At 68.6% G+C, this 26,331-nt stretch carries 14 protein-coding genes; 7 read left to right on the top strand and 7 right to left on the bottom strand.

Annotated elements, in window-relative coordinates; translation table 11 throughout:
- From AC0CH3_RS12050 to AC0CH3_RS12035, 4 genes are all read left to right on the top strand, one after another.
- Window positions 1-2,643: a hypothetical protein gene (locus AC0CH3_RS12050; RefSeq protein WP_465237936.1), complete on the top strand. Its 2,643-nt coding sequence runs from the start codon at window positions 1-3 to the stop codon at window positions 2,641-2,643.
- A gap of 42 nt (window positions 2,644-2,685) precedes the next feature.
- Window positions 2,686-12,975, top strand: coding sequence for a LysM peptidoglycan-binding domain-containing protein (locus tag AC0CH3_RS12045; protein WP_465237935.1), 10,290 nt, complete (start codon window positions 2,686-2,688; stop codon window positions 12,973-12,975).
- A gap of 298 nt (window positions 12,976-13,273) precedes the next feature.
- Window positions 13,274-13,516, top strand: a complete 243-nt coding sequence (locus AC0CH3_RS12040) for a hypothetical protein (protein WP_056018863.1) — start codon at window positions 13,274-13,276, stop codon at window positions 13,514-13,516.
- A 300-nt stretch (window positions 13,517-13,816) separates the two neighbouring features.
- Window positions 13,817-16,429, top strand: a complete 2,613-nt coding sequence (locus AC0CH3_RS12035) for a glycoside hydrolase family 3 protein (protein ID WP_354303937.1) — start codon at window positions 13,817-13,819, stop codon at window positions 16,427-16,429.
- 66 nt (window positions 16,430-16,495) lie between these two features.
- On the opposite strand, the gene AC0CH3_RS12030 is transcribed toward AC0CH3_RS12035, so the two are convergent.
- Window positions 16,496-17,707 carry a multidrug effflux MFS transporter gene (locus tag AC0CH3_RS12030; protein WP_354304107.1) on the bottom strand — a complete coding sequence of 404 codons (1,212 nt, stop codon included), beginning with the start codon at window positions 17,705-17,707 and terminating at the stop codon, window positions 16,496-16,498.
- A gap of 203 nt (window positions 17,708-17,910) precedes the next feature.
- Between AC0CH3_RS12030 and AC0CH3_RS12025 the strand changes: the two genes are divergently transcribed.
- Both AC0CH3_RS12025 and AC0CH3_RS12020 read left to right on the top strand, forming a co-directional pair.
- Window positions 17,911-18,951, top strand: a complete 1,041-nt coding sequence (locus AC0CH3_RS12025) for a glycoside hydrolase family protein (protein ID WP_354303935.1) — start codon at window positions 17,911-17,913, stop codon at window positions 18,949-18,951.
- Entirely contained in the window at window positions 18,948-19,985 is a 1,038-nt protein-coding gene (locus tag AC0CH3_RS12020) for a glycoside hydrolase family 43 protein (RefSeq protein ID WP_465237934.1), read from the top strand. The genes AC0CH3_RS12025 and AC0CH3_RS12020 overlap by 4 nt, the downstream gene beginning before the upstream one ends.
- Window positions 19,986-20,006: 21 nt before the next feature.
- Here the strand turns inward: AC0CH3_RS12020 and AC0CH3_RS12015 are convergent, their stop codons facing one another.
- From AC0CH3_RS12015 to AC0CH3_RS12000, 4 genes are read right to left on the bottom strand one after another with little or no spacing between them, the layout of a single operon-like run.
- The gene (locus tag AC0CH3_RS12015) at window positions 20,007-20,765 is read right to left on the bottom strand and encodes a FadR/GntR family transcriptional regulator (protein WP_056016818.1); all 759 of its coding nucleotides are present in this window, start codon (window positions 20,763-20,765) and stop codon (window positions 20,007-20,009) included.
- A gap of 49 nt (window positions 20,766-20,814) precedes the next feature.
- On the bottom strand, window positions 20,815-21,450 hold the full coding sequence (locus AC0CH3_RS12010; RefSeq protein WP_354303933.1) for a 2-dehydro-3-deoxy-6-phosphogalactonate aldolase: 636 nt from the start codon (window positions 21,448-21,450) through the stop codon (window positions 20,815-20,817).
- Window positions 21,447-22,346 carry a 2-dehydro-3-deoxygalactonokinase gene (locus tag AC0CH3_RS12005; RefSeq protein WP_354303931.1) on the bottom strand — a complete coding sequence of 300 codons (900 nt, stop codon included), beginning with the start codon at window positions 22,344-22,346 and terminating at the stop codon, window positions 21,447-21,449. Before AC0CH3_RS12005 ends, AC0CH3_RS12010 begins: the two co-directional genes overlap by 4 nt.
- Window positions 22,343-22,480 (bottom strand): hypothetical protein, encoded by a 138-nt coding sequence (locus AC0CH3_RS12000; RefSeq protein ID WP_354303929.1) that lies wholly within the window; start codon window positions 22,478-22,480, stop codon window positions 22,343-22,345. The genes AC0CH3_RS12005 and AC0CH3_RS12000 overlap by 4 nt, the downstream gene beginning before the upstream one ends.
- 167 nt (window positions 22,481-22,647) lie before the next feature.
- On the opposite strand from AC0CH3_RS12000, the gene AC0CH3_RS11995 reads away from it, so the two are divergent.
- Window positions 22,648-24,243, top strand: coding sequence for a sodium/sugar symporter (locus tag AC0CH3_RS11995; protein WP_457326045.1), 1,596 nt, complete (start codon window positions 22,648-22,650; stop codon window positions 24,241-24,243).
- A 19-nt stretch (window positions 24,244-24,262) separates the two neighbouring features.
- Here AC0CH3_RS11995 and AC0CH3_RS11990 read toward each other — a convergent pair whose 3' ends face one another.
- Entirely contained in the window at window positions 24,263-25,189 is a 927-nt protein-coding gene (locus tag AC0CH3_RS11990) for a Gfo/Idh/MocA family protein (RefSeq protein WP_457326043.1), read from the bottom strand.
- Window positions 25,183-26,331, bottom strand: a complete 1,149-nt coding sequence (dgoD, locus tag AC0CH3_RS11985) for a galactonate dehydratase (RefSeq protein ID WP_333994875.1) — start codon at window positions 26,329-26,331, stop codon at window positions 25,183-25,185. The genes AC0CH3_RS11990 and dgoD overlap by 7 nt, the downstream gene beginning before the upstream one ends.

Genomic DNA, 26,331 nt, shown 5'->3' with positions numbered 1-26,331 from the left:
ATGACGCCGGGCTGTGCGGGACAGACGCTGCTGCCGGGGCTGTTCGGATCGGAGCGGTTCAACTTCACCGGCTGGGATCCGGACCAGCCCGACGCCGGATCGCGGCTGCGCTTCCTTACGGCGCAACCGGCCTATGCGCCGGTCTTCCCGTTTCCAGCGGCGACGATGACCAATCTGGACCACGGCATGGTCGCGGCACAGCGGTTGACGGGCACCTATCGTACCGCCTGGGCGAGTCTCATCGGCCCCTCCCCGCTCTATCAGGCCGAGCCGGATGGCGGCGCCTATTATGGCGGCGCGCCGTTGGGTACCGCCGGGTCGGATGGTACGGGGTCGGGCGGCACGCCCTTGCTCGGATCGGCGCCGCCCGCGACATCGGTGCCGCAGCAGCCGGGCTATTCCGTGCCGATCGCGCCCTATGCCGCCTATGTCCCCGATCCGACCGGATGGAGCGCTGCGGGCGGCACCGCGAGCGCGGTCGGGGCCTTTGAAAGCCAGATCCTGTCGGCCACGCGCAAGACGATCCTCGGCGGCGCGCGCTCGGCGGCGCGCGCCGCGCGTGCGCTCCGGCGCGAAAGGCGGCTCGCCGCGGATGGCGTTGGCGACGCCCCCGCCGGCAGCTGGACCACCACCCGCCAGGGACTGCTCGCGCAGGTTGCCGCGACCGAAGGCGCCACCGATCTGCTCGCGGTGGCGCTGGCGCAATATCAGCCGCGCGACGGCGGTTCGCTGACCACCTTGGGCTTCACCGCCCCGACCGCGACGCTCCAGGACGCGCTCCAGACGAGCCAATTGTTCGCGGTCGCGGTCAACGCGGAGCCGCTCGCCAGCTTCTCGCAGACGCTCGACATCGCCGACTGGCAATTCGACGTCGCGGTCGGCGAGGGCGTGCGGCCGATCGATTACAGCAATATCCTGCTGCTGAAATATTGTGACGGCCCGCTGATCGACTGGGCGCGGAACCCCAACAATTGGGTCGACCCGCTCGAGTTCTCGTTGCTGTCAGGGATGGATCCCGCGTTCGGCTATACCAGCGTGTCGACCTGGCTCGTGGCCTATCTCGAGGCTGCGATCGCCTCCAGCAGGACCAGCCCGCTCTACGCCAACATCGCAGCGATCGCGACGCAGGCGGATTGGCGGGGTTTTCTTGCCCTGCGCGCCTCGCTCCCGCCAGCGTCGGCGCTGCCCCCGCAGATCGCCGGGCTGGCCGCGGGGATCGATCCAAGTCGGCTTTATGCGCATCATTTCGGCGCGACGCTCAGCCGTGTGACGCTCGCCCCCGATCCGGGCACGGGCTCGCCGCCGACCGCAGCGCTGACGATCGACGGCGTCTCCAGCCTGTTCGGTCTGATCGACTATCAGGACCCGCTCTATCTCGCGTCGATTGCAGCGGGGAACGACCCCGACACGCCGCTCGCGATCGATACCGACGACGCATTCGGGTTCCGCGTCCTCAATCTGCAGGCGCTGTTCGTCAATGCGCGGATGACCAGTTTCGAGAGCCGGATCCAGCTCTCGATCAACGAACTGTTCGGTGCCGCGGTGACCGCGACGCGCCGCGCGGCGCCGGATGCCGGGTATAATCCGGTCGATCCAACCTTCCCCGACGCATGGCAGGCGTCCGAGGGGAACGGCGTCGTGCTGGCCGGCAGCGCGGTCAGTCAGAACGGCAAGACCGCCTATGTCTTCCGGCAGACGCGGCCCGTCCTGTTTACCATCGACACGCCCGCGTTGAACGCGATCACGCTGTCACGCGTGCAGTTCGACACGCTCGGCGTGTCCGACGACATCTGGCCGTCGGGCACGGTGCCGACGATCATCAGCCGCTTCCTGCTATGGGGCACGTTCGATTTCCCGCTGCTCGACGCCCCGGTCAGCACGCCGACGGGCGATCGCAGCATCGGCTACGACATCCTGTCGTTCGGCTCGCAGGCCGGGGCGCCGCCGGGTCCGGGTCTGGCCTATTCTAACCTTCAGCTCACCATGCGCAGCCCGCTGGCAACGCCGACGCAGAGCGCGTTCGCGTTCGATCCCTCCAATATCGCCTTCGATCTCGGCGCGAGCACGCCGCGCGCGTCGAGCCTGTTTTCGAGCATGGCGCTGCAGCTGCAGAGCTTCATTGCCGCGCCCGACGGCGCGACGCCGCTCGACCACGGCTTCCTGACGGTTGCCCCCGAGGGACCGACGCTGGCGGCGCTGAGCGGCGGTTGGTACGGCATCGTCTACAAGGTCAATATGGGCGGCCCGGGTACGTTGGTTGCCGACGCCGGCTTCAGTTCGCAGCTGCTGGTGGCATGGTCGCCGATCGCGGGCACCCCGCCCGCCCTGTTCGTCGGCATCAGCCTCCCCGGCGCGGCACCGGGCGCAAGCATATTCAGCCTGCAGGGGGTGATCGACGTCACCACCGGCCCGATCACGCTGCTGCAACCGGTCGCGGGGCAGTTCTCGATCAAGCTTGCCGATATCGGCGTGACCTTCCTCGGGGTGAAGAAGATTCCCGACGGCACCATCCACTTCTTCCTGTTCGGCGACCCCGGCGGCGGCAGCCTGGGCTGGTACGCCGCCTACAATCCGGCCTCGGGGGCGGTTGCGGCGGCAGGCGATGTCGCGTCGATCGCGGCGCGGTCCGAGGTGGTGCGATGAGCCGGGTCGACGCCCTGTGCGGCGCGTTTGGGGTGACCGCCGATGTCTGAGTTTCCGCTTGGCGCACTGGCGCTGTCGCTCGCCGCCGCCGCGCCCGAGTTCACGCTCGACAGCGCGACCCTCACGACGGCGCTGGCCGGTGGCGCGACCGTCCCCGACGGGATCGACACGGATCTCGCCAAGGCGTTCCAGACGGCGGGCGGCGGCCCGCTCGTGCTGCGCTACGCCGCCGACGCGATCTCGTCCGTCACCGCGGACGGCTTCAGCGTGACGGGCGTCCAGCTCGACTTTATCGGCGTCGCGGTTCCCGATGCGACGATCATTTTCGGGCTCGATCCCGACCATGCGGCGGTCTTGCGCATCACGGTCGAGATCAGTCCGGACGGCTGGACCTGGACCGACCTCACGCCGGCCGCGGCCGGCTGGCCATTCGACTGCGCGCAGGTCTCCGACGTGTCGTTCACGTTCGATACCATCGACGCGGGCGCGATCCAGACCATGGCGGCGAAGCTGGTCCCGCCGGTACCGCTGGGGCCGGTCGCGGCGCTGGTCGCGGGACTGGTCTTGCCCGGCGGCGTCCTGCCACTCACCGGCGCGCTCGATTTCGCCGCGGTCGACGGCGCGTCCGTCTGTCTTCCAGCAGGACGATTGATCGCGCCACTCATCACGAGTGCGCCGCTGACACTCTTTGGATTCCTGACCGTCGACACGCCGACGATCCGTCTCATCCTGCCGGCAGCCGATACCGGCGCGGTCCCACAAGACCCGCGAGGATCGGCGGCCGCCGACGATCCCGGCTCGGCGGCAGCGCCATCGCTCGACCTGGCGATCGACACCATGGTCGGGGCGACGGGCGAGACTCCGGTCACCTGCGTGCTCAGCGCCACCGTCCCCCCCGATCCCCCGGCGACCGCCACGAGCGTCGACTTCGTGCTCGAAGCGACGGCGGGCGCGGCCCCGCTCAGTCCGGGCGCGATCGCGGGGCTGGTCGGTGGCCGATATTATTTCCAGGACGTACCGGCCGAGCTCCAGGCCTATCTGACCAGCGTCGATCTGATCGACGTCATGTTCACGGCCCATCTCGATCCGGCGACGCTCACGTCGATCGTGGCGACGCTCGGCACGCCGCAGCCGATAGGATGGAACCCGCTGAATGACAGTACCAACGCGCTGTCGCTGACGTTCGACGCGGTATCGCTCGTCTGGACGACCGACGATTCGGGCACGACGCCGACCTCCTCGGCGGTCTTCACCGCCACCGCCGCGCTGCTCCCCGCGATCTTTCCCGGCAGTTTCGGCTTCACGATCAGTACCGATCTGACGTTTCACGCGACGTATCAGGGAAGCGTCACGCTCGGCGGATTGGTCGACGGCCTTTCCGCCGGCCAGATCAGCCTGCCATCGGGGACGGACATCGCGCTGTCCGATGTCGTGTTCGACTATAGCCGGAGCGCAGGCACCTCTGCGCTTACCGCCCGGTTGCAGGCGGATTTCGATCTCCTCACGATCGCGGGCACGCCGCTGCTCGCCGTCGAAAACGCCTCCTTCGTCCTCGCGGCGAGTCCCCCCGCGCAATCTGGAGCGGGAAATGCCGGCCCCGCGCTGACGATCTACGACGGATCGTTCACGGGCAGTATCGCGATCGGAACCGTCGATGCGGCGGTGACGGTGCAGCATCGAAGCGGCGGCGTCTGGGCCTTGTCGGCGACCCTGGTCGAACCGGTCGCGCTATCGGATCTGGTCGACCAGTTTCTCGGACCGCTCAGCCCTTCGCCGTTTCTGCCGGGTGATATCCGCGTCTCCGCGCTGACCATCGACGCGCAGATTGCGCCCGAGGGCGCGAACGTCGCCACGACCTATACCGTCGCCGGCACGTTCAGCTGGACGCTCACGCTTGGCAATATCGTCGCCAAGCCTGCCCAGGCGCAGGTCAGTCTCCTCTACGACGCGGGTCGGGATGAGGGCGAACGCTATACGAGCACGGCAACCACGACGGTCGTCGTGCTCGGCGCGAGCGTCGTCATCGCGTACAGCTTCGCCGATGCCAACTCGACGCTCCGGCTCAGCTGGGAAGGCGCCACCGCGACGTACACCGCGGGGGACGACACACTCATATTCGCCTTCCCGAGCATCAGCATCGGCGGGGCGATCACCGCGCTGATGCGGACGATCCACGAACCCTATGTCACGCTCTCCTCGCCATGGGACCTGCTCGATCAGGTCGCGCTCGACGGGCTCGAGATCGGCTTCGCGCTCGCCAAAGACGCGCCGGCGGCGATTTCCGCGACCTACACGCTGCCGAGCGCGATCGATCTGGGGTTCGCCACGATCAGCGGCCTCACCGTCGCAAGGGTTCCCCAAGCGGTCGGCGAACCCCTGATAACGCTGTCGCTCGCGGGCGACTCGCCGTTGCTGTATCTGCCGGGTGTCGATCCGCGTCTGCTGAAACTCTTCGGCCGGCAAGCGAGCGGCCCGGGTCTCGCGGACGCCGCCCCCGCGGGGCAGGACGTGCAGGATCTACCCGGCATAGCCGGCCGCGGCAACGATCTGCTCTCGATCGACCTGTTGATCATGGGACAGCGCGTCGGCGTAACCGGAATGACCGACGCCACCAGCGTCACGCAGGTGATCGGAGCGCTCGCCGCCATTACAAGCAGCGATGGCGATTCCAACCCGGTCGTGCCGGCCGGCGCGACCCCGCCCGTGGTCCAATACGCCCGGTCGAGCGACTGGCTGATCGCGTCGCACATGCAGATGCTGAAGACAGATATCGGCTGGACGGTCGACCTGGGGTTCGTCTTTCACGATTCCGATTTCTACGGGCTGCATCTGGAGATGGCGGGTGGCAAGGCGAAGGCGCTCGCCGGGCTCGCAGTCGACATACTCTACAAGAAAGTGACCGACCGGGTCGGGCTGTACCAGATCGACTGGCGCTTCCCCGATTCTGTCCGCACGCTCGATTTCGGTGCGGTCTCGGTGGTGCTGCCGGACATCGGCGTGCAGATCTACACCAATGGCGATTTCATGATCGACATCGGCTTTCCGCGGAACATGGATTTCAGCCGGTCCTTTGCGTTCTCCGCGATCATCGCGGGGCTCCCCGTGACGGGTGGCGGCGGGGTATATTTCGGCAAGCTGAGCGGCGCCACGTCGACCGTCACGCCGGCGACCACGCTCGGTACGTTCGACCCGGTCATCGCCTTCGGGATCGGTTTCCAGCTCGGGCTGGGCTACAGCTTTACCGCCGGACCGCTCAGCGCGGGCTTCTCGCTCACCGCCGTCGCCATGATCGAGGGCGTGATCGCGTCCTGGCACCCCTATCTGCCGCCCGCGGAGCTCGGAAACAGCGTCCAGCACGACTATTATTTCAAACTGATCGGCACCGTCGGCCTGATCGGGCTGCTATATGGATCGGTCGATTTTGCGATCGTCCGGGCATCGCTCAGCATCAACATAACGCTCACGCTGACGATCGCGTATGAGTCCTTCCAGCCGATCACGATTTCGGCAGGCGTATCGGTATCGGTGGCGCTCACGGTGCGGATCGATCTCGGCCTGTTCTCGATCAGCTTCGATCTGTCGTTTCACACCGACGTCCATTGCAGCTTCATGATTCAGGTCGACGACGGCACCGCGCCCTGGCTGCCGCCGCCTGGCGCGGGGCTCGCCGGACCGACCGATCGCACGCTGATCATGCTGCCGACGCCGACCCCGCGCGGCGAGGCACGGCCCCGCCTGTGTAGCGCGGGCGACGTCGGGCCGGTGCTCGATCTGTATGCGACCGTCGCCTACACGGTCGTGGCGGCCGAGGGGGACACCGACCCGGCCGCGCAGACGGGCGCGTTCGTCGCCGTATTGATGATGGATGCGCCATCGCAGTCGGGCGTGCCGGCGACCGGCGCGACATCGTTCGAGACGCTGTGCGCGAACCTGCTGCCCTGGCTGGTCGGTCATCTCGGCGGCGACGCGGCGCGCCTGACGCCTGCCATCCTCCAGGCCTATATGGACAGGCTCGCCGACCTTGCCGATCCACCGCTCGATTTCGACGACTATCTGAGCTTCCTCTCGGGGTTCACGATCAATCTGCACGCGCTGACCGCGGCGAACCAGCGTGCGCTCGATCCCGGATCGGTGCCGGTGCCGCCGATCGACGGATTGGTCGCGACGCCGAGCCTCAACGGCACGACCGGGCAGAGCGTCGATTTCTCCCGCTACGTCATCGTGCCACCGGGCTACCGCGATGGCGTCGCGGCGCTGTTCGCAAGCCTCGCCGCCGAGCTCGAAACCGCGGGCGCGCAGGCGCCGTCACGCGTCATCCTGCCGCGGCCGTCGCGGGCGGCGGCAGAGATACCCAGATCGATGGCGGCGATGCTGTTCGTCGACATGATGATGCTGACGGGGCGGCAGCTGTTGCAGGCGGCGTGCAATGCGTTCCGCAGGTTCGACTTCGCGCTCGCGACGGCCGACACGCTTGAGGCCATCCTCGACTGGAGCAGGACGAGCGGTACCGCCGACGGGCTCGGCATCAGGGTCGACGATATCGTCCTGCCGAATGCGACGACACCGCTCTCCGCCGGCGTCCTCCTCGTTCCGGCCGCCGCATACACGATCCGCAACGACGACAGCCTCGCGACGATCGCACAGCGTTTCGCGATCGAGGCCGACGACCTGATCGCCGGCAATCCGGACGCGCGCGTGCTGTCGAGCGGGATCGCCATCCCGGTGAACGGCGGGTCCTTTCTCACGCCGCCCGCGATCAGCTTTGCCGAATTGCTGAACGCGCTGGGTCGGATCGAGCCCGCCACCGCCTGGACGCCCGCGCAACTCGCCACCGCGATCGGCACGATGCAGACGTTGATCGCGGGGCAGCAGCTGCACGTGCGGCGCGATCCGCTCGATGCCGGACTGAGCCTTGCGGTGGCGGCCGGCGATACGCTCGCGGCGATCGCGGCGCGCTATGGCACGACGGTTTCGGCGATCGGCGCGGTGCCGGCCAACCAGACCATCCCGCTGTTCGATGCCGCGACGACGCCCAGCATCCCGCTCGACAACGTCACGCAGGCGAGCAGCGATGCGCTGTGGACAGCCATCTGCGACGACGACCAGCTTGCCACCATTGCCGGCATCGTTACGCGTTTCATGACCGCGGGCGTACGATTGCCCGTCACGACCGCGCAGGGCGCGCTATCGCTGTCGGCGGCGTTCACCGCGAACACCAGCCCGCAAGGCGAATATGGCCTTTATCAGCTGACCGGCCAGCAATTTCCGGCGGCGGCGGCGGGCCCGGTGCCCGCCGCGGGCGAGTACAGCCTGACCGTCTCCAGCCTCCCCGGACATCTGACGTTCGTCTCCTTCGATACGGCAGCGGGCAGCGTCGTCGATCTCGTCGATCCGCTGGCTCAGCTTGGTCCGGTGCTCGCCTGTGCGCAGGCCGGGGCGTTCGATCCGCAGACCGATTTCCGCATCCTGCCGGCGGTCGCGCGGACGCCGCGGACCTGGCCGCTCAGCACGGGCGTCGGCTTCGTCGCCGCCGATCCGACGGCGATCGGCCTGCTTACCATCCCTCCGACCGAACCGCTGCAGCCCGAACGATCGCTGTTGCCGATGCTGTGGAGGGTGCCGCAGACGCTGCTGGCCGACGCGGCGGCGCGCGCGCGGCGGCTGAACGCCGCGGGTGTCCCCTACGCGGCGCAGCTGTCCTATTGCGAGGCGCTCGCCCCCGAGGCGCTGACCGTCGATCCGATCAGCAAGGCGCCGGTCCAGACCCCGCTCGGCCAATATTGCTGGGCGACGCGGATCGGGTTCAGCGTTCGGCGATTGCCACCGGCCACCGCCGGCGCGGCGTTCGCGAAGACACGCGGCTTCACCTACGAGGTCATGGCGCCGGACGCGACGCAGGCGTCGCTGCTCGAACAGCTCGTCTCGGCACTGGGGCTGAACGACAGCCACGCCGGCACCGATGCGCTGATATCGGGATTGTACCTGGCGTACGCGCAGGGCAGCGGCAAGGATGCGCAACTGCTTGCACCCGAAGATCCCGCCGCCCCGGCGTTCTTCAGCCGCACGACGCTGTCGACGCAGGCGACCCCGGCGCCGGCGACAGCAGCGCGCGACGCCGATCCGCCCGCCCCCGCCCCGCCAATCGGCAACATCGCCAATCCCCCGGGTCAGGTCGCGCAATTGCTGTGGGAACTCTCGACGGTGCGGTCGGGCGGGTATTTCCTGACATGGGATCGGCTGCCGGCCTCGGCGTTCGACGCGACGGGCAAGGCGGATCTCGTGCTGCTGTTCTGCTATCCTCGCGGCGGCGCGCTTGTCCAGGACCGGCTGACCGCGTTCGTCAACGCGGTGCTGACCGACGATCCGGCAGCCGGGGTGGGCGTACAGGTCGCGCTCGAATCGCGCAGCGCGGCGACCCCGGCACAGCCTGTCGCCGGCGCCTCGCTGGCGCAGATGGCGGCGCTTTATGGCCTCAGCGTCGGCCGGATCGCCGAGCTGAACGCGACGTTCCCGCTTCTGCCCGGGGTCGCGGTGCAGATCGGTGGCGTCACGCATCTCGTGACCCCCGCCGACGCCGGCGCGGCGGACGCGTGGGATGCAATCGCGGCGTCCTATCCCCCGCTCACCGGCACGCAGATATCCGCAGCCAATCCAGGAATTGGCGCCACCGCGGGCACCGCGCTGTACCTCCCGCCCATTCCCTATGGGACCGTGGCGGGCGACACGCTGGTCTCGCTCGCCGGGCGCTATGGCATCAGCGTCGATGACCTCGCGACGGGGGTGGCGGACGCCGCGATGCTCACTTCGCCGAGCACCGGCGGCGAAACGCTGACGATCGATCCACAGGCGCTCGACGTGCGCCCGGGCGATGCATCGGGCAACGTCACCTTCGAACTGACCCGGCCGGCACCCGATCCCACCGACACCTCAGCCGGAGCGACGCTCGCGCAGCTGTTCACATTGCTCGGGACCGGGCTTGTCGGGAATCGCTATTTTACCGCCAGTCGCGGCGCGCCAATCGGTCCGCAGCCATTGAGCGACCCGATGGATGCGACCGCGACGCGGCGGGCGGCGGAACAGCGGCGCGTCATGGCCGACCCCGTCCTGCGGCGTGCGCTGCTCGTCGCCGCGGCCGATACCGCGCCGCGCTGCTATCGCCAGGCATTCGGGCTGCTTTCCAGCGCGCAGACCAATGTCGCGCCGACGGGCGGCGGTGCGGGGCAGCCGCTCGGCGCGGACAGCCCCTATCGCGGCGTCGGTACGCTCGCGCAGCTCGATCTGGGCTGGCGCGACCTGTTCGGCAACCGGCTGATCGACCAGTTCGCGGCACCGTCACCCCAGTACACGGGCGCGGTCAGCGGGCAGATCGTACCCCTGCTCTACCGCGACACGCTGATTGGCCCCGCGTCATGGCCCAATTTCGCGCTTCATTATGCCTATGCCGCCGGCGAACTCGCGATCACGCTGTCGTTCTCGACCGCGGCCTATCTGGATCCCGACAGCGGACAGGCCGCGGCCGTGCGCGACACCTCGCGCTACACGCGGATCTGGTATCAGCTGAACCAGGATTACGGCACGAACACCTCGCCCTGGGCGAGCGGCGAGGCGGTCGGGTTCGCGCTGCATACGGATCTGCTGGCGGTGCCCGATCTGGCGCTCGGCGCCGCACAGGCGCAGATATTTCGCGATTTCGTCGATCAGATACTCGCCTATCTCGCAGCGGTGCAGGCTGGCCAGGCCGGCACCCAGCCTCTGGCTGCGTGCCTGTCGATCCCGGTCAGCGTCGATGCGGTGGCGCCGGGCAATATCCTACCGCTGACGATGTCACTGACGCTCTGCCGCCAGGGACTGCTCGTCGACTCCGCGCTGGCGGGTCTGGCGGACGGCGAGCGGGCGTCGATCGACATCCTGCCCATGCCCGACGGCGATGCCGATGCCGGAAGCGGCTATTCGCAGTTCGCCGCGCAGTTCGAGGCGATGTTCGTCGCACCCGCAGACGGCTGGTCGCTCAGGGTCGGCACCTCCCCCGCCAGCGGTGCGGCGGCGGACGTCGGCGACCGGCGCACGCAGAGCCTGTGGGCGGTTCGCATGGCCGATGCGCCGCTTTCCGCCACGCCGAGCGGGCTGGGGTTCACGCTCGCCAATCTGCCGCTCTATTACGCGCCGTTGCCGCTCGCGACGCATCTGGTCAGCGACGATTTCGCGCTTTACCCCGCCTATGACGCCACGCAGAATTTTCCGCCCGCCCAGTCGCCGGTGACGCGGAGCTTTACCGGGATCGATCCGAACGTCTGGTTCCAGCTCGTGCTCGACGCCATCGATGCCGCGCTCGCACCCGACCTCGCGGCCGCGCTCTATCTGTTCGACAGGAGCCGGGGGATCGCCGATCCGCTCACCGATGGCGCGCTGGCACAGCTGCTCCTGATCAAGGCCGCACTGGCCGGCTCGATCGCCGCGTCGGTCCAGCCGATCTTCGCATCCCCGGGCGCCGACAGTCCCTGGCCGACGCCCGACCCCGCCAGCCGGCAAACCGCATGCGAGACGCTGCGCCAGGCGTTGCTCGACCGTCTCGGGCCGGCGTTTTCGACCACCGCGATCACCGTCTTCCAGGCCGATGCCGTGTCTGGCGGAGCCGTAACGCTGTACGGCAAGCCACGCGCGACACTGGCGGAGACCGCCGTCGCGGGTGCCAATGCGACCTTCGCGCTGTCCACGACGCGGCTGCCGCTCGACCCCACAAGCCCGGCGCGGCTGGGCTTCCTGGTGGATTCACGCAACGTCGCGACGAGCAGCGCCGCCTATTTGTCGCTCGAATTCGAATGGGCCATCACGCATGTCGAGCACGCGATCCGAAGCGTCCCGGGCATTGCCGGCTATACGGACAGCGACTGGATCGCCTTCGTCACGCCGTTCGCCCCGCGCGCCTTCAATCCGGACAGCACCGGCACCGCACAGGCGATCGACGTGCCCGTCGTGCTGCGCGCGCTGCCGCAGCCGCCGACGATGCAGGCTCAGTCGGGCAACGCCACCTATCCAGCGGCGACCACGCCCGACGAGCTGGCGCAATGGGATTACCGCGTCGACTTCGCCTATGATCGTGCAGCGCAGGACTCGATCGCGACCGAGATCGATTTTAACATTCCCCCTGACGACGACGTGCAGGCCGACGACGCCGATCCGGCCAGCACGCTCCAGGCGGCGCTTGCCCAGTTCGTCCAGGTCTATCCGGCCGTCCTGAAGGCGATGACCACCGCGCTCGACGCGATCGCGGACGACGGCGCTGCGCGGGCGGCGGCAACGCCGATGCAATGGTTCATCGCGCTGCTGACGGCGGTGTCGCAGGCGCATGATGCCTGGGCCAAGTCGGTCGTCGCGTTCGATGCGCCGACATCGCTGCCGCCCGAAACGAAACTGGCATTCGAGATCGAACTGGTCCCGGCAAGCCCGACCGATCCCGCGGCGGTCGCGATAAACGGGCTCACGATCAACGGCTACCCGGCAACGCTCGACGCAAATCGCACGACGATCACGGCGCCGGGCGCGGGACTCACGCTGCCCGTGCCTGTCATCGAGATCGCGCCCGTCATCGATGTCGCGAACGTCGCGGGGACCGGGCCCGATCCGTGGACCACGACGATCACGTCGGTCGCGGGGCAGGACAGCATCCGGTTCGGCTACACAGCCGGGGCAACGCCCGTCACGTACCAGCAGGTGGTGGCGGCTGGCACGCGGTCGATCGTCATGCGCGGGCTCAGCATCTTCGGCTATCGAAACGGACAGACCAGCCTGCAGATCCTGCGCAACGCGCATCTCCTGCCCGACAGCGCGCCATCCGCCACGACCAGCGATGCCTTCGTGTTCCGGACCCCCGTCGTGCGGTTTGCAAGCCCGCTCGCGCCCGATCTCAGCTTTGCCAGCCTTGACATCGACGGGCTCCTGCCCGCGGGATCGAGCTACGAGGCCAATCTCGAAGCGGCGTTCGCCGGGCTCGCGAGCGGCGTGACCGGGACGGTGCCGGTCGAGGCGGCCGCGACGGTGACCTATGCGTACAGCCTCGTCCCGGGCGCGGGGATGCCGCGGACCGTGGTGCCCATCCTGCTGATGCCCGTGACGTCCGCGGTGATCGAGTCGGGCGCCGCCCCTGATTTCGTTGGCCAGGTCGCGGCCGCGGTCGACGGCTGGCGGACGAATCATCAGCCGACTTCCGACGGCGGCGCCACGATCGACATGGCGCTTGCAATCTACCCCGCCGGCGACGGCGACCGACAGCCGATCCTGCGCGTCGAGCGGATCCACGTCACCGCGGCGGATACGCCGCCCGCCGAACGCTAAGCATGTGCGCAATCCTCTCGAGACCGTGGAAGCACTTACGATTCGATGCGCCTTCATCACGTGCACGCGACCGGCTTCGACAGATACGCTGCGTTCGCGGATCGTCATGCGGTCGCGTGCATCAGCAATATCACTGTAACTCTGTACTTTATGGTGCCTGCCCAAAGCTGATCGCGAACGTTTCGAGCCCTTTGTTCAGCATTTGCCACCATCACAGCGACCGAAAATTATTGCTAAATTAAGTCTTTTGCCGAATGACTGCGGCTCGCCAGATATCAACGAGACGGAGTTCTTCATTATGCGTAAGTTCATTACGGCCGCATCGGCCCTTGCTTTCCTCGCACTGCCGGTCGCTGCAAATGCTGCGCCGAACGCCGCGGCAAGCCTGTCGGTCGCAAAGTCGACGCGCGCCGCAACGCCGACCGCGAAGAAGAGCAAGGTTGCCGGTGCCGGCCTCGCGATCGTCGCGGTTGCCGCAGTCGCGGTTGCAGGCGGCCTGTACATGGCGATCGACGGCGGCAACGACTCCGACAGCAACTAAGACTGGTGGGCCGGGGCAACCCCGGCCCATTCTTCTGCATGCGCGGCACCCTGCCCCGCCGATAGATCCCGCAGATCTGCGGAAACGGCCACAGACACGGCCGAATTACGTCGGATGGCGACCAGCACGACTCCTCGCGTCCCATCCGGCCGACCGATACGGTCCATCCCCACGCCGCCAGCGACCCCGCTCAGCGCGCTTTCGTACAATCGAGCAAAATCCTTGTCCGCGCCGCGATACGCGCAGTAACAGGGTGGTAACGGTACCGCTCGCGATGGCGTGCCGATCGGGGAGAATGGGATGTCGACGGGGTTTTCAACGCTCACGCTTGCGCTGCTGCTGCAATCCGCGGCCACGGTGCCCCCTCCCCCGACAGCGACGGCGCCGACCGCAGCGCCGGTGCGCGCCACCCCGTCCGCACCCGGCGTCCGGACACCCGCACAGCCCGGCCCGCTCTCGGCGGTCGCGCATCCGGACCTGTGGCCCGCGGTCGCCGCACGCCCGTCGCGCGATCCCGCTATCGAGGCGCGGATCGATGCGGTGATCAAGCGGATGAGCGTCGCCGACAAGGTCGGGCAGCTGATCCAGGTCGACATCGCCAGCATCACCCCCGACGACCTGCGCACGTACAAGCTTGGCTCGATCCTGAACGGCGGCAATTCGGGGCCCGGCGGGGACGATCTGGCGCCCCCGGCAGCATGGCTGAAACTTGCCGACGCGTTCTACGACGCATCGATGGCGCGCAGCGACGCGGGACCCAGCATCCCGGTGATCTGGGGCACCGATGCGGTCCACGGCAACAACAACATTCCCGGTGCGACGCTGTTTCCGCACAATATCGGGCTCGGCGCGGCGCATGATCGCGACCTGATGCGCGAGATCGGCCATGTCACCGCGATCGAGACCGCGGCGGCCGGGATTGACTGGACCTTCGCCCCGACGCTCGCGGTGGTCCGCGACGACCGCTGGGGCCGGACGTACGAGAGCTATTCCGAGGAGCCCGCGATCCCCGCCGACTATGCGGGCGCGGTGATCGAGGGCGTACAGGGCATCGTCGGTACGAAGAGCTTTCTCGCGCCCGACCATGTGATCGCGACGACGAAGCATTTCCTCGGCGACGGCGGCACCGGTGGTCGCGACCAGGGCGACACGCGCGTGCCCGAGACGGTGCTGCGCGACGTCCATCTCGGCGGCTATCCCGCCGCGATCGAGGCGGGGACTCAGTCGGTGATGGCGAGCTTCTCGAGCTGGAACGGCGCCAAGATGCACGGCAACCAGAGCTTGTTGACGGGCGTGCTGAAGGACCGGATGCGGTTTGACGGATTCGTCGTCGGCGACTGGAACGGACACGGCCAGGTCGACGGCTGCACCAACGAAAGCTGCGCCGCAGCGATCAACGCCGGGCTCGACATGTTCATGTATTCGGGCGACGCGTGGAAGACGCTGTACGCCAACACGCTGAAGCAGGCGCAGTCGGGCGAGATCCCCGCGGCACGGCTCGACGATGCGGTGCGCCGCATCCTGCGCGTGAAATTCCGGGCGGGGACGTTCGATCGCGGCCGCCCGTCGTCGCGCGCGCTGGCGGGCAAGATGACCCTGATCGGTGCCGCCGACCACCGCGCGATCGCACGCCGCGCGGTGCGGGAATCGTTGGTGCTGCTCAAGAACGAGGGCGGGCTGCTGCCGCTGAAGCCCTCCGCCACGATCCTCGTTGCAGGCGGCGGTGCGGACAATATCCCGCAACAGGCGGGCGGCTGGTCGCTGACATGGCAGGGTACGGGCACGACCAAGGCCAATTTCCCCAATGCGGAGTCGATCTGGTCGGGGATCGACACCGCGGTCAGGGCGGCGGGCGGCACCGCGACGCTGTCGGCGGACGGCAGCTTCACCAAGACGCCCGATGCGGCGATCGTCGTGTTCGGCGAGGAGCCCTATGCCGAGTTCAAGGGCGATCGCCCGACGCTGGAATACAGCCCCGAGGACAAGTCCGACCTCGCGCTGCTGCGGAAGCTTAAGGCCGCGGGCGTTCCCGTCGTCGCCGTCTTCCTGTCGGGGCGGCCGATGTGGGTGAATGCCGAGCTCAACGCGTCGGATGCGTTCGTCGCCGCGTTCCTGCCGGGCAGCGAGGGCGGCGGGGTCGCCGACCTGGTGCTGCGCAAGCCCGATGGCGCGGTCGCGAACGACTTTCGCGGCACGCTCAGCTTCTCCTGGCCGCGCCGCCCCGACCAATATGTGCTGAACCGCAGCGATCCCGGGTACGACCCGCTGTTCGCGCTCGGCTATGGCCTGCGCTACGCCAAGCCGGGGTCGGTCCCCAGGCTCGACGAGACGCGCCCGGCCGGACTCGCCGCGTCCGCCAACGGCACGGTGTTCGGCAAGGGGCGCGTGCCCGAGGGGTGGTCGCTGACGCTGGTCGAGCCGGGCCAGGCGAAGGTGCGGATGTCGGGTGCGACCGCGACGACGGTCGCCAGGCGGCTCACGGTGACCGCGGTCGATCGCCGCCGGCAGGAGGATGCGCGCCGGTTCAGCTGGACCGGCGGCCCCGCGACGACGCGGACCGATGCGCGGATCGAGTCGGATCGTCCGCTCGACCTGACGCGCGAGAGCAATGGCGAGCTCAGCCTCGTGGTCGATGTCCGCGTCGATCGTCCCACCACCGGCGCCGTCAGCCTGGGCATGGCGAGCGGCGACGCCGCGCCCGTCACCGTGCCGATCACGAAGATGCTCGCGGGCGCCAAGCCCGGCGCGTGGCAACAGGTGATCGTCCCGCTGCAATGTTTCGCCGGTCGCGGCGTCGACATGGCGCACGTCACGGCACCGTTCGTGATCGCAGCCGATGCGACGCTCGACCTCGCGGTGTCCGACGTGAAGATCGACTCCGCCCCCGTCCCGATGACGCGCTGCGGCGACTGACGGGCTTCGACTAACAGGCGGCGGCGGGCGGGGTTGGCTACCCTGCCCGCCGCAAGGGTCTGGCGATCATTCGCCCGCGTCGGGCACGCGGTTGTGCGCGTGGAACAGCTTGCCGCCCTCGACCGCATAGACGACCGCGAGCACGCCCAGCCCGATCAGCAGATACCCGATCGCCAGCGGATAGGTCGTCCCGTTGTACGACTGCCCGATCAGCGACCCGACGACCACCGCGCCGACGCTGGTGATGAAGCCCTGGATCGACGAGGCGGTGCCCGCGATATGCCCGACGGGCTCCATCGCCATCGCACCGAAGTTCGAACCGCACAGGCCGATGCACGTCATGCTCAGCGCCTGGAACACCATATAGGTCCACAGCGTCTCGATCCCGCCCGCGATCACCGCGATATGCGCCAGCGACAACGCGATCAGCGCGAGCACCGCGGTCTGCGAGATCAGCCGCGTGCCGAGCCGCTCGACCAGCCGGCTGTTGGCGAACGATGCGCAGCCCATCGAGAAGGCGCAGACCGCGAACAGGATGGTGAACCGCGAGCCGGCGTGGAATTCGTCGACGAAGATCTGCTGCGCCGACGACACGAACGCGATGATCCCGCCGAACGTCATCGACGCGGCGACCGCATAGCCCGCCGAATAGCGGTTGGTCAGCGTCAGCGTGTAGCCGCGCCGGAGCGAGGCGATCGACAGCGGCGTGCGCCGTGCGAGCGTCAGCGTCTCGGGCAGCCGTACGAACGACCAGGCGAGCACAAACGCCGCGAACGCCGCCAGCGCATAGAAGATGAACCGCCACGGCCCGAACGCGAGCAGGATCTGGCCGAGGCTCGGTGCCATGATCGGCACGAGGAAGAAGATCATCTGCGCCACCGACAGCGTCCGCGCCATCTGGCGCCCCGAGAAGCGGTCGCGGACGATCGCCACCGCGAGCACGCGCGTCGAGGCCGACATCAGCCCCTGGAGGATGCGAGCCCCGATCAGCGCACCGAACGTCTGCGAGCTTGCGGCAAAGACGCTTGCGGCGACAAAGCCGACCAGCGTGCCGAGCAGGATCGGCTTGCGCCCGAACCGGTCGGCAAGCGGCCCGTAGACAAGCTGTCCGGCGCCGAAGCCGAGCATATAGGCGGTGATGATCCACTGCCGATGGTTCGCGGTGGCGATCCCGAGCTGGTGCCCGATATCCGCAAGCGCGGGCAGCATCAGGTCGACGCCCAGCGCATTGACCGCCATGAGTGCGGCCACGAACGCGACGAATTCGCGCTGCGGCATCGCGGGGGCAGGAATCGAGGGGGCAGCAACTGTATCGGTCATCGCCGCGACCTAGGGTGCCCGACGCGCGAACGCCACCGCTGATCCGTCTTGTCCCCTCGCTCGCGACGCGAGTGCGCCCCACGTCGCACCCCCTGCCCGCTTTGCAATGGACAGCGACAATTTGTCTTATCTATAGTATCCATGCTTGAAGGGAGAGTGATATGAGGCGGATATCGTCCATCGTCATGCGTGCGCTTGTGGCATCGGGCGGGGTGTTTGCCGGGACGGGCAGCGCACAGGTCGCACCGGGCGGGCCGGTCACCCCCTATGTCGATCCGGCAAAGGCCTATCTGTTCGCGCACATGACGAAGGAGCAGTACGGCGTCCTGTATTATTCGGTCAGCCTCGACGGCCTGCACTGGCGCCGTATCAATGCGGGGCGGCCGGTATCGGCGGACTATCACGGCCATGCCTCGATCGCGCGCGGTGGTGATGGCCGCTATTATCTGGTCGGCAACACGGGCGACGACGACCCGCTGATCCGCTTCTGGGTCTCGGACGACCTGATCCGCTGGACGTCCTTCGGCAGCTATCGACCTGCGCTGAAGACGATTGCAGGTCATCCGCATGCGCTGCAACGCATCGGCGCGCCCAAGCTGTTCTACGATACGCCATCGGGGCAGTTCCTGCTGACATGGCATACGCCCAACCTCGACGGGTCGCCGCAGGATCCGGAACGCTATTGGGGAAGCCAGCGCACGCTGTATGTCCAGTCGAAGGACCTCCGGACCTTCGCCGCGCCGCCGCGTCGCCTGTTCGCATGGGACATGGCGACGATCGACACGATCGTTCAGCCCAACGGTACCGGCGGCTATTGCGCGATCGTCAAGGACGAGCGCTATCCCTCGACCGCGTGGACGACGGGCAAGACCGTGCGGATCAGCTGCGCCGCCGCGCTGCTCGGCCCGTACCCCGAGCCGGGTCCGCCGGTCAGCCCCAATTTCCGCGAGGCCCCGACGATCGTCCGCGCACCGAACGGCGCCGACTGGCTACTCTATTACGAGCAATATGCCGGCACGAGCTACGGGCTGTCCACCGCGCCGCGCCTCGAAGGGCCATGGTATCAGGTCTCGGGGAACAGCGGCGTACCCGAATGGAACCGCTACGAAATGCCCGCGGGAACGCGCCACGGCTCGATGATCGGCATTTCGCGCGCGCAATATGACGCGATCCTCGCCGCCTTTCCCGGAGACAGCCCATGATCGCAGACCGCCTCGCTCGTGCCGCACTGGTCGCAGCGGCGATCGCTGGCGCGGCGGGCGCCATGCCAGCGACCCCGGCGCGCGTGCCGGCACCGGCCGCGCGCACGTTCGCCAACCCGCTGCTCGCCTCGGGTGCCGACCCGTGGATCGTCCGCGAGGGATCGACCTATTACTACATGAACACGCTCGGCAACCGGCTCGCGATCCGCAAGACCACCGATCTTGCACGGCTCGCCGATGCGCCCGAGGTAACGGTCTGGACGCCGCCGGCCACCGGGCCGAACGCGCAGTCGATCTGGGCGCCCGAACTCCACCGTATCGATGGCCGCTGGTACATCTATTATACCGCGGCCGAGGACGGGCATGACGACGACGCGCATCGCGGGATCTTCGTCCTCGAGAATGCCGCTGCCGATCCGACCCGCGGACGCTGGACCGATCGCGGCCGGTTGCAGACCGAGCATAGCGGGATCGACGGCACGACCTTTGCCCATGCGGGCAAGCGGTATTTCGTCTATTCGCCCTATGTCGGCGCCGACAGCGTGCTCGCGATCGTCGCGATGGCCAACCCCTGGACGCTGGCAGGCCGCGAGACGATCATCGCCCGCCCCGACCGCGCCTGGGAACGCCAGGGCGGACGACAGATTCTCGAGGGCCCCGAATTCCTGCTCGGTCCGAAGGGCGGCCTGTTCCTGACCTATTCGGCAAGCGCGTGCTGGTCGGACGACTATGCCATCGGCCTGCTCAGCGCCCGCGCGGGCAGCGATCCACTCGACGCGACCGCCTGGACCAAGTCGCCACGCCCCGTCGTCGCGAAGGCTCCCGACCAGAATGTCTACGCCCCCGGGCATAACGGGTTCTTCACGTCGCCCGGCGGTCGCGAAACCTGGATCGTCTATCACGCCAATCCGGGCCCCGACATGAAGTGCACGGCGAAGCGTTCGCCGCGTATCCAGCGCGTGACATGGAGCGCGGACGGTCGCCCGGTCTTCGCGGCGCCGGTCGGGTCGGGGACGCGGCTGCCCGCACCCTGACTAACCCCGCCCGGACCGGGATCAACCGCGCAGCGATCCGTCGCGATCGGCCACCGCGCCTTCGCTCTCGGCCTGGCGGATCAGGACCATCACGTCCTCGATGATCGACCGGATCGTCGCGCCGGCGAGCATGTCGTCGCCCGCCTCGATCGCCTCGAGCACCGCACGGTGCGCGGGCAGGCTGGCGCTCCGCCCCTTGAACCGGTTGGTGAACCGGATCGAGGTCCGCAGCGCGGTCCCGACCAGTTCCTCGAACTGCGCGAAGAACGGGTTGCCCGACGCACGCAGGATCGCGACGTGGAACGCGATGTCGGCATCCAGCGCGTCGTCGTCGCCGCGTTCGGCCGCCTCCATCCGTGCAAACCCGGCCGCGATCATCGCCTTGTCCGCAGGAGTGGCGTAGCGCGCGGCGAGCTGTGCCGCCATCGGCTCCACCGCCAGGCGCAGCTCGTTGAAGCTGCGCAGCAACGGCAGCGTGAACTTGCGTTCGAGCAACCAGTGCAGCACGTCGGTATCGAACAGGTTCCAGGCCGAGGTCGGCTGGACGATCGTTCCCTGCCGCGGCCGCGCGGACAGCAGCCCCTTGGCGGTGAGCATCTTGACCGCCTCGCGCGTGACGGACCGGCTGACGCCGTGCTCGATGGTCAGTTCGGCCTCGGTCGGGAACCGCTTGCCGTCATATTGCCCGGTGACGATCGCGCGGCCGACCACCGCCAGCATGCCATGCGTGAGGTTGCGGCCGAGCGACGGACGGACTTGGTTGGGGGCGGGGTCGTTCATGCGGTTTGGTTGCCCAATTCCGCCGCGACGACAAGCGGTTTGCGCGGCATCACGCGGTCCGTGCCGCCTGCCACGCCGCGACGAGCGCGCGCGCACGCGCGCCAACGACCGCGGCATCGTCGCCGGGCCTGTAGAGCGCGCCGCCGACGCCGATCCCCTCGACCCCCGCGGCGAGCCATTCGGCCAGATTGTCCGCCCCCGTGCCGCCGACCGCCCAGACGCGGACGTGCTTCGGCAGGACCTCGCGCACCGCCTTCAGATAGGCGGGTCCGAGCGCGACCGCGGGAAACAGCTTCAGGCGTCGCGCACCCGCGGCGATCGCCTGGAACGCCTCGCTCGGCGTGACGAACCCGGGCATCGGCTCGAGCCCGAGTTCGACCCCGCGCGCAATCACCGCGGGGTTCGTGTTCGGTGTGACCATGATCGTCCCGCCGGTCGCTGCCAGCGCCTCGACCGCCGCGACGTCGAGCACCGTCCCGCCACCGATCGCGGCGCGGTCGCCCAGTCTGTCCTGCAGCATGCGAATGCTCGTGGTCGGGTCGGGCGAGTTGAACGGCACCTCGATCAGGCGGATTCCAGCCTCGACCAGCGCGTCGCCGATCGCGACGACCGCGTCGGGGGCCACGCCGCGCAGGATGGCAACGATGGGTGCGGTGCCCGATGCGAGCAGATCATCGACGGTCATGGGGTCTCCAGCAAGGCAAGACCGGCGAGCGAACAGGCTTCGCCGGTATGGACGGTGGCGCTCAGCCCGCGCGCTGCGAGCGCCCGGACATAGCGATCGGCGAGCGCCGGATCACCGATCAAGGTGATGTCGCCGGTGGCGGCAGGCAAGATCTCCGCGATCTCCGCGCCGATAACGAGCCCCGACAGGAACCCCCGCGCCCAGCGGCCGCTCGCCGCGGTGCGCAATTGCGCCGCTCGCGCCTCGAACAGCGCGCCGAGCAGGTGGCCACCATCGGCGATGCGCGCGAGCCCCGCGTCGAACCCGGTCGCTTCGTCCTCGGCGGCGCCATCATCGGACGCCGCGCGCGTCAGCGTCGAATGCATCCGCAGCAGCGCGAACAGTTCGCCCGTGACGAACGTCTGGAACCCCGTCACCCGGCCGTCGTCGACACTCGCCCATTTGCTGTGCGTGCCGGGCAACGCGATCAGGTGACGCCCGGCAGCAAGCCCGGGCACGCGCGCCATCGCACCGAAGATCTGCGTCTCCTCGCCGCGCATCACATCGGGCGCGCCCGACGCGCGCGTGCAGGCGAGACCCGCGCCGATCGTGACGGGAATCCGGTCGATCAGCGCGTGCGCCGACCCCGCCGCCCAGATCGCCGCATCGGCGGGGCAGTCGACATAGGGGATCTCGATCCAGCCGTTGCGCGATCCCACCATGCCGCACAGATGGATCGCGCGCGGGTCCGCCTCCGTACGCCAGCCTTCAAGCGCGTGGCGCAGTACCTGTTCGGGCGTCTTGCCGCCCAGATCGCCGATGCCGGGACCGCCTGCGCGATCGACGACCGCGCCGTTCTCGATTCTGTAGAGCCGCAGATTGCTCGTGCCCCAGTCGCCCGCCACGCTATAGCTCATTGCGTGAGCCCGGTGGTGAGGCCGACGCACGGCGAGCCCGCCGCCACGCCCGTACGGATCGCGGCGGGCGCGTCGTCGGGGATCGTCCGGTCGGACCAGATCAAACGCTCTTCCAGAACACGACTCCCGTTCATCGCCGATGCTTTCCTGCTCGACACGTATCACTAATCATATAATTAGAAGCACAGAAGAGGCAATCGCCTCGTCGTCAATGCCAAGCGCTGCCGACGCGAATTCGCGAGCCCCGATCCTTCGGCGGCATCCGAACGGTGCGGCGCCGAGAGGAGCCTGTCCGTTGCCCATGAATCCCATCGATATCGGCGTGATCATCGTCTACGCGATCTTCATCTTCGGCCTCGCCCAATGGGTCAGCCGCGACAAGAAGGGCGCAGGCCCGAAGACCACAACCGATTATTTCCTCGCGTCGAAGGCGCTGCCCTGGTGGGCGATCGGCGCATCGCTGATCGCGGCGAACATATCGGCCGAACAGATCGTCGGGATGTCGGGCTCGGGCTATGCGATCGGCCTTGCGATCGCGTCGTATGAATGGATGGCGGCGCTGACGCTGCTGATCGTCGGCAAGTTCTTCCTGCCGATCTTCCTGCGCAACGAGATCTACACGATGCCGCAGTTCCTCGAGCGGCGCTATGGCACACGAATCCGCACGCTGATGGCGGTATTCTGGCTCGCGCTCTACGTCTTCGTGAACCTCACCTCGATCATCTGGCTGGGCTCGATCGCGGTGACCAAGGTGGCGGGCGTCGACCAGAACATCGCGCTCGTCGGGCTCGGCGCGTTCGCGCTCCTCTACCAGATCCGCGGCGGGCTGAAGGCGGTGGCGCTGACCGACATCGTCCAGGTGACGCTGCTCGTGCTCGGCGGGCTCATCATCGCGTGGCTGACGCTCGGCAAGCTCGGCGAGGGCGCGGGCGTGATGGCGGGCTGGAGCCGCCTTGCCGCGAGCATCCCCGACCATTTCCACATGATCCTGGAAAAGGGCGATCCGCATTATGCCGACCTGCCCGGCCTGTCGGTGCTGATCGGCGGGATGTGGATCGCGAACCTCAGCTATTGGGGGTTCAACCAGTATATCATCCAGCGCGCGCTGGCCGCCAAGGATCTCGGCGAGGCGCAGAAGGGGATCATCTTCGCCGCCTTCCTCAAGCTGCTGATGCCGCTGATCATCGTGCTGCCGGGGATCGCGGCGGTGCTGCTGGCGCCGGGGCTCGCCAAGCCCGACGAGGCCTATCCGACGATGATGCGGCTGTTGCCGACCGGACTGCTCGGGCTGGTCTTCGCGGCACTGATCGCGGCGATCATCGCGTCGACCGCATCGAAGATCAATTCGATCGCGACGATCTTCACGCTCGACATCTACGCGAAATATCGCGGCGTGTGCACCGATGCGGAGAACGGCGCGGGCGCGCATGCCGCCAACGAACAGCATCTGGTGAAGGCCGGGCGGATCGCCGCGACGGTCGCGATCGTCATCGCGGTGCTGACCGCGCGGCCGCTCGTCGGCGCGTCCGAACAGGCGTTCCAGTTTATCCAGGAGTTCACCGGCTTCTTCACGCCGGGGATCACCGTCATCTTCCTGCTCGGGCTGTTCTGGAAGCGCGCGAACGAGGCGGGCGCGATCAGCGCCGCGGTCGCGTCGGTCGTGCTGTCCTGGGTGTTGAAGGAAGTCTGGGGCACGCTGCCGTTCATGGACCGGATGGGCGTGGTGTTCCTCGCGTCGCTGACGCTCGCGGTCATCGTCTCGCTCGTCACGCCGCAGCGCGCGGGCGCCGACACGATCACCACCGCGGATGTCGACTATCGCACGCGCGCGAGCTTCAATATCGGCGCCGGTGCGGTGATCCTGATCCTGATCGCGCTCTACGCGACTTGGTGGTGAGCGGGGGTAGGCGGCGGCGCTATTCGACGAACGCCGCGACCCGTTCGGTCTCCGCGACCAGCAGCGCATCCGCCACCAGCCGCAGCGGCGCCGGATCGGCATCGATCCGGCGCGCCTCGACCAGCGCCGCAAACCGCGCATAGACCCCGGCATATTCCGAGGTCGGCCGCGAGCGCGGCGGGTCTGCATCGATCGTCAGCACCGCCGCGCCGTCCGACAGGCACAGGCGGTGGCCGCACGCAGTCTCGAGGACGATCCGCCAGACCTGGTCACCGTCCTCGCGGAAGTCGAAGTCGACCGGGATCATCGCGGTGCCGCTCGCCAGCGTCAGCCGTGCGGCGATCGGCGTATGCGCGTTCGCGGGCACCGCGAGCCGCGCCGAGACGATTTCGAGCGACGCCGGGCATATCTCGGTCAGGATCGACAGCGCGTTGATCCCCGGATCGAACACGCCGAGCCCGCCCGGCGCCCATAGCCAGGTCTGTCCCGGATGCCAGCGGCGCACGCTCTCGCGCCACGTGACGCTGCCGCCGACGACGGTCCTGCCCGCGAGCCAGATACGCGCCTCTTCGACCATCGCGGCGAAGCGCAGATGCCATGCCGCGAACAGCGTAACGCCCGCCGCGCGCGCCTGATCGGTCAGCGCCGCCAGCGCGGCCAGCGTCGCCGCCGGCGGCTTTTCGAGCAGCACGTGCAGTCCCGCGGCGATCGCCTCGCGCGCGATCGCGCCGCGCATCTGCGGCGGCGTGCAGATCGCGACCGCCTCGGCGCGGGGTCCGCGTGCCAGCAGCGCGGCGAGATCGGCAAAGTTCGGCACGCCGTCGATCCCCGCGCCGGGATCGACCGTCGCGACGAGCGCGAAGCCGTCGCCCGCCGCGATCGCGGGTATGTGCTGGTCGAGCGCGATCTTGCCCGCGCCGATGATCGCGAGCGGACGGCTCACCATTCGCGCGCCAGCCCGTCGGGGCCGCGCCAGACCGGGTTGCGCCAGCCCTCGACCGGGCCGCGCGCCGCCTCGCGGACCTTCGCCTCGTCGATCTCGATCCCGAGACCCGGGCCGGTCAGCACGTCGACCATCCCGTCGGCGACGTCGAACACCGCGGGGTCGCGCATATAGGTCAGCAGGTCGTGCCCGCCCACATTGTAATGGATGCCGAGCGACATCTCCTGGATCACGAAATTGGGCGTCGTTGCGGCGATCTGCATGCACGCGGCAAGCGCGAGCGGGCCGAGCGGGCAATGCGGCGCGACCGCGACGTCATACGCCTCCGCCATCGCCGCGATCCGCCGACATTCGGAGATGCCGCCCGCATGGCTGAGATCGGGCTGGATCACGTCGACGCAGTTCGCCTCGAACACGCGCTTGAAATCCCATCGGCTGTAGAGCCGCTCGCCCAGCGCGATCGGGGCGGTCGTATGCCGCGCGAAGTCGACGATGCCCTCGAGGTTTTCGGACAGCAGCGGCTCCTCGATGAACAGCGGGCGCAGCGGCGTGACCGCGGCGGCGAGCTGCTTGGCCATCGGCCGGTGGACGCGCCCGTGGAAATCGAGCCCGACGTCGAGCCCCTGCGCCTGGACCGCGGCGACGCGTTCGACCGTCTCGTCGAGCGCCCTGGGACTGTCGAGCCAGCCAAGGTCGGCGGTCGCGTTCATCTTGACCGCCTTGAACCCCTGCTGCAGCCGCGCCGCGGCGGCCTCGGCCACCTCGGCGGGGCGATCGCCGCCGATCCAGGCATAGACCGGCACGCGGTCGCGCACCTTGCCGCCGAGCAGCTGCCACACCGGCACGCCGAGCAACCGGCCCTTCAGATCCCACAGCGCCTGGTCGAGCCCCGACAGCGCGGACATCAGCACCGGCCCGCCGCGGTAGAAGCCCAGCCGATAGGCGATCTGCCAGATATCCTCGATCCGCGCGGGGTCGTGCCCGATGAACCGGTCGCGCAGCGACGCGAACGCGCCGTCGACCGCCTCGGCATGCCCCTCGAGGCTCGCCTCGCCCCAGCCGACCGCGCCATCGTCGGTCTCGACGCGGACGAACAGCCAGCGCGGCGGCACGATGAAGGTCTCGATCCGGGCGATGCTGCTCAT

This window comes from Sphingomonas sp. AC449, assembly GCF_979253475.1.
Note: the sequence above shows the minus strand (reverse complement) of the source record. Positions and strands in the feature narration are given on the sequence as shown.

What these genes read in the sequence shown, in the direction of transcription:
- AC0CH3_RS12020 (WP_465237934.1), top strand. Translation starts at nt 18,948, where the DNA reads ATGATCGCAGACCGCCTCGCTCGTGCCGCACTGGTCGCAGCGGCGATC.
- AC0CH3_RS11990 (WP_457326043.1), bottom strand. Translation starts at nt 25,189, where the DNA reads ATGGTGAGCCGTCCGCTCGCGATCATCGGCGCGGGCAAGATCGCGCTC.
- AC0CH3_RS12025 (WP_354303935.1), top strand. Translation starts at nt 17,911, where the DNA reads ATGAGGCGGATATCGTCCATCGTCATGCGTGCGCTTGTGGCATCGGGC.
- AC0CH3_RS12015 (WP_056016818.1), bottom strand. Translation starts at nt 20,765, where the DNA reads ATGAACGACCCCGCCCCCAACCAAGTCCGTCCGTCGCTCGGCCGCAAC.
- AC0CH3_RS12040 (WP_056018863.1), top strand. Translation starts at nt 13,274, where the DNA reads ATGCGTAAGTTCATTACGGCCGCATCGGCCCTTGCTTTCCTCGCACTG.
- dgoD (WP_333994875.1), bottom strand. Translation starts at nt 26,331, where the DNA reads ATGAGCAGCATCGCCCGGATCGAGACCTTCATCGTGCCGCCGCGCTGG.
- AC0CH3_RS11995 (WP_457326045.1), top strand. Translation starts at nt 22,648, where the DNA reads ATGAATCCCATCGATATCGGCGTGATCATCGTCTACGCGATCTTCATC.
- AC0CH3_RS12005 (WP_354303931.1), bottom strand. Translation starts at nt 22,346, where the DNA reads ATGAGCTATAGCGTGGCGGGCGACTGGGGCACGAGCAATCTGCGGCTC.
- AC0CH3_RS12010 (WP_354303933.1), bottom strand. Translation starts at nt 21,450, where the DNA reads ATGACCGTCGATGATCTGCTCGCATCGGGCACCGCACCCATCGTTGCC.
- AC0CH3_RS12045 (WP_465237935.1), top strand. Translation starts at nt 2,686, where the DNA reads ATGTCTGAGTTTCCGCTTGGCGCACTGGCGCTGTCGCTCGCCGCCGCC.
- AC0CH3_RS12050 (WP_465237936.1), top strand. Translation starts at nt 1, where the DNA reads ATGACGCCGGGCTGTGCGGGACAGACGCTGCTGCCGGGGCTGTTCGGA.
- AC0CH3_RS12000 (WP_354303929.1), bottom strand. Translation starts at nt 22,480, where the DNA reads ATGAACGGGAGTCGTGTTCTGGAAGAGCGTTTGATCTGGTCCGACCGG.
- AC0CH3_RS12035 (WP_354303937.1), top strand. Translation starts at nt 13,817, where the DNA reads ATGTCGACGGGGTTTTCAACGCTCACGCTTGCGCTGCTGCTGCAATCC.
- AC0CH3_RS12030 (WP_354304107.1), bottom strand. Translation starts at nt 17,707, where the DNA reads ATGCCGCAGCGCGAATTCGTCGCGTTCGTGGCCGCACTCATGGCGGTC.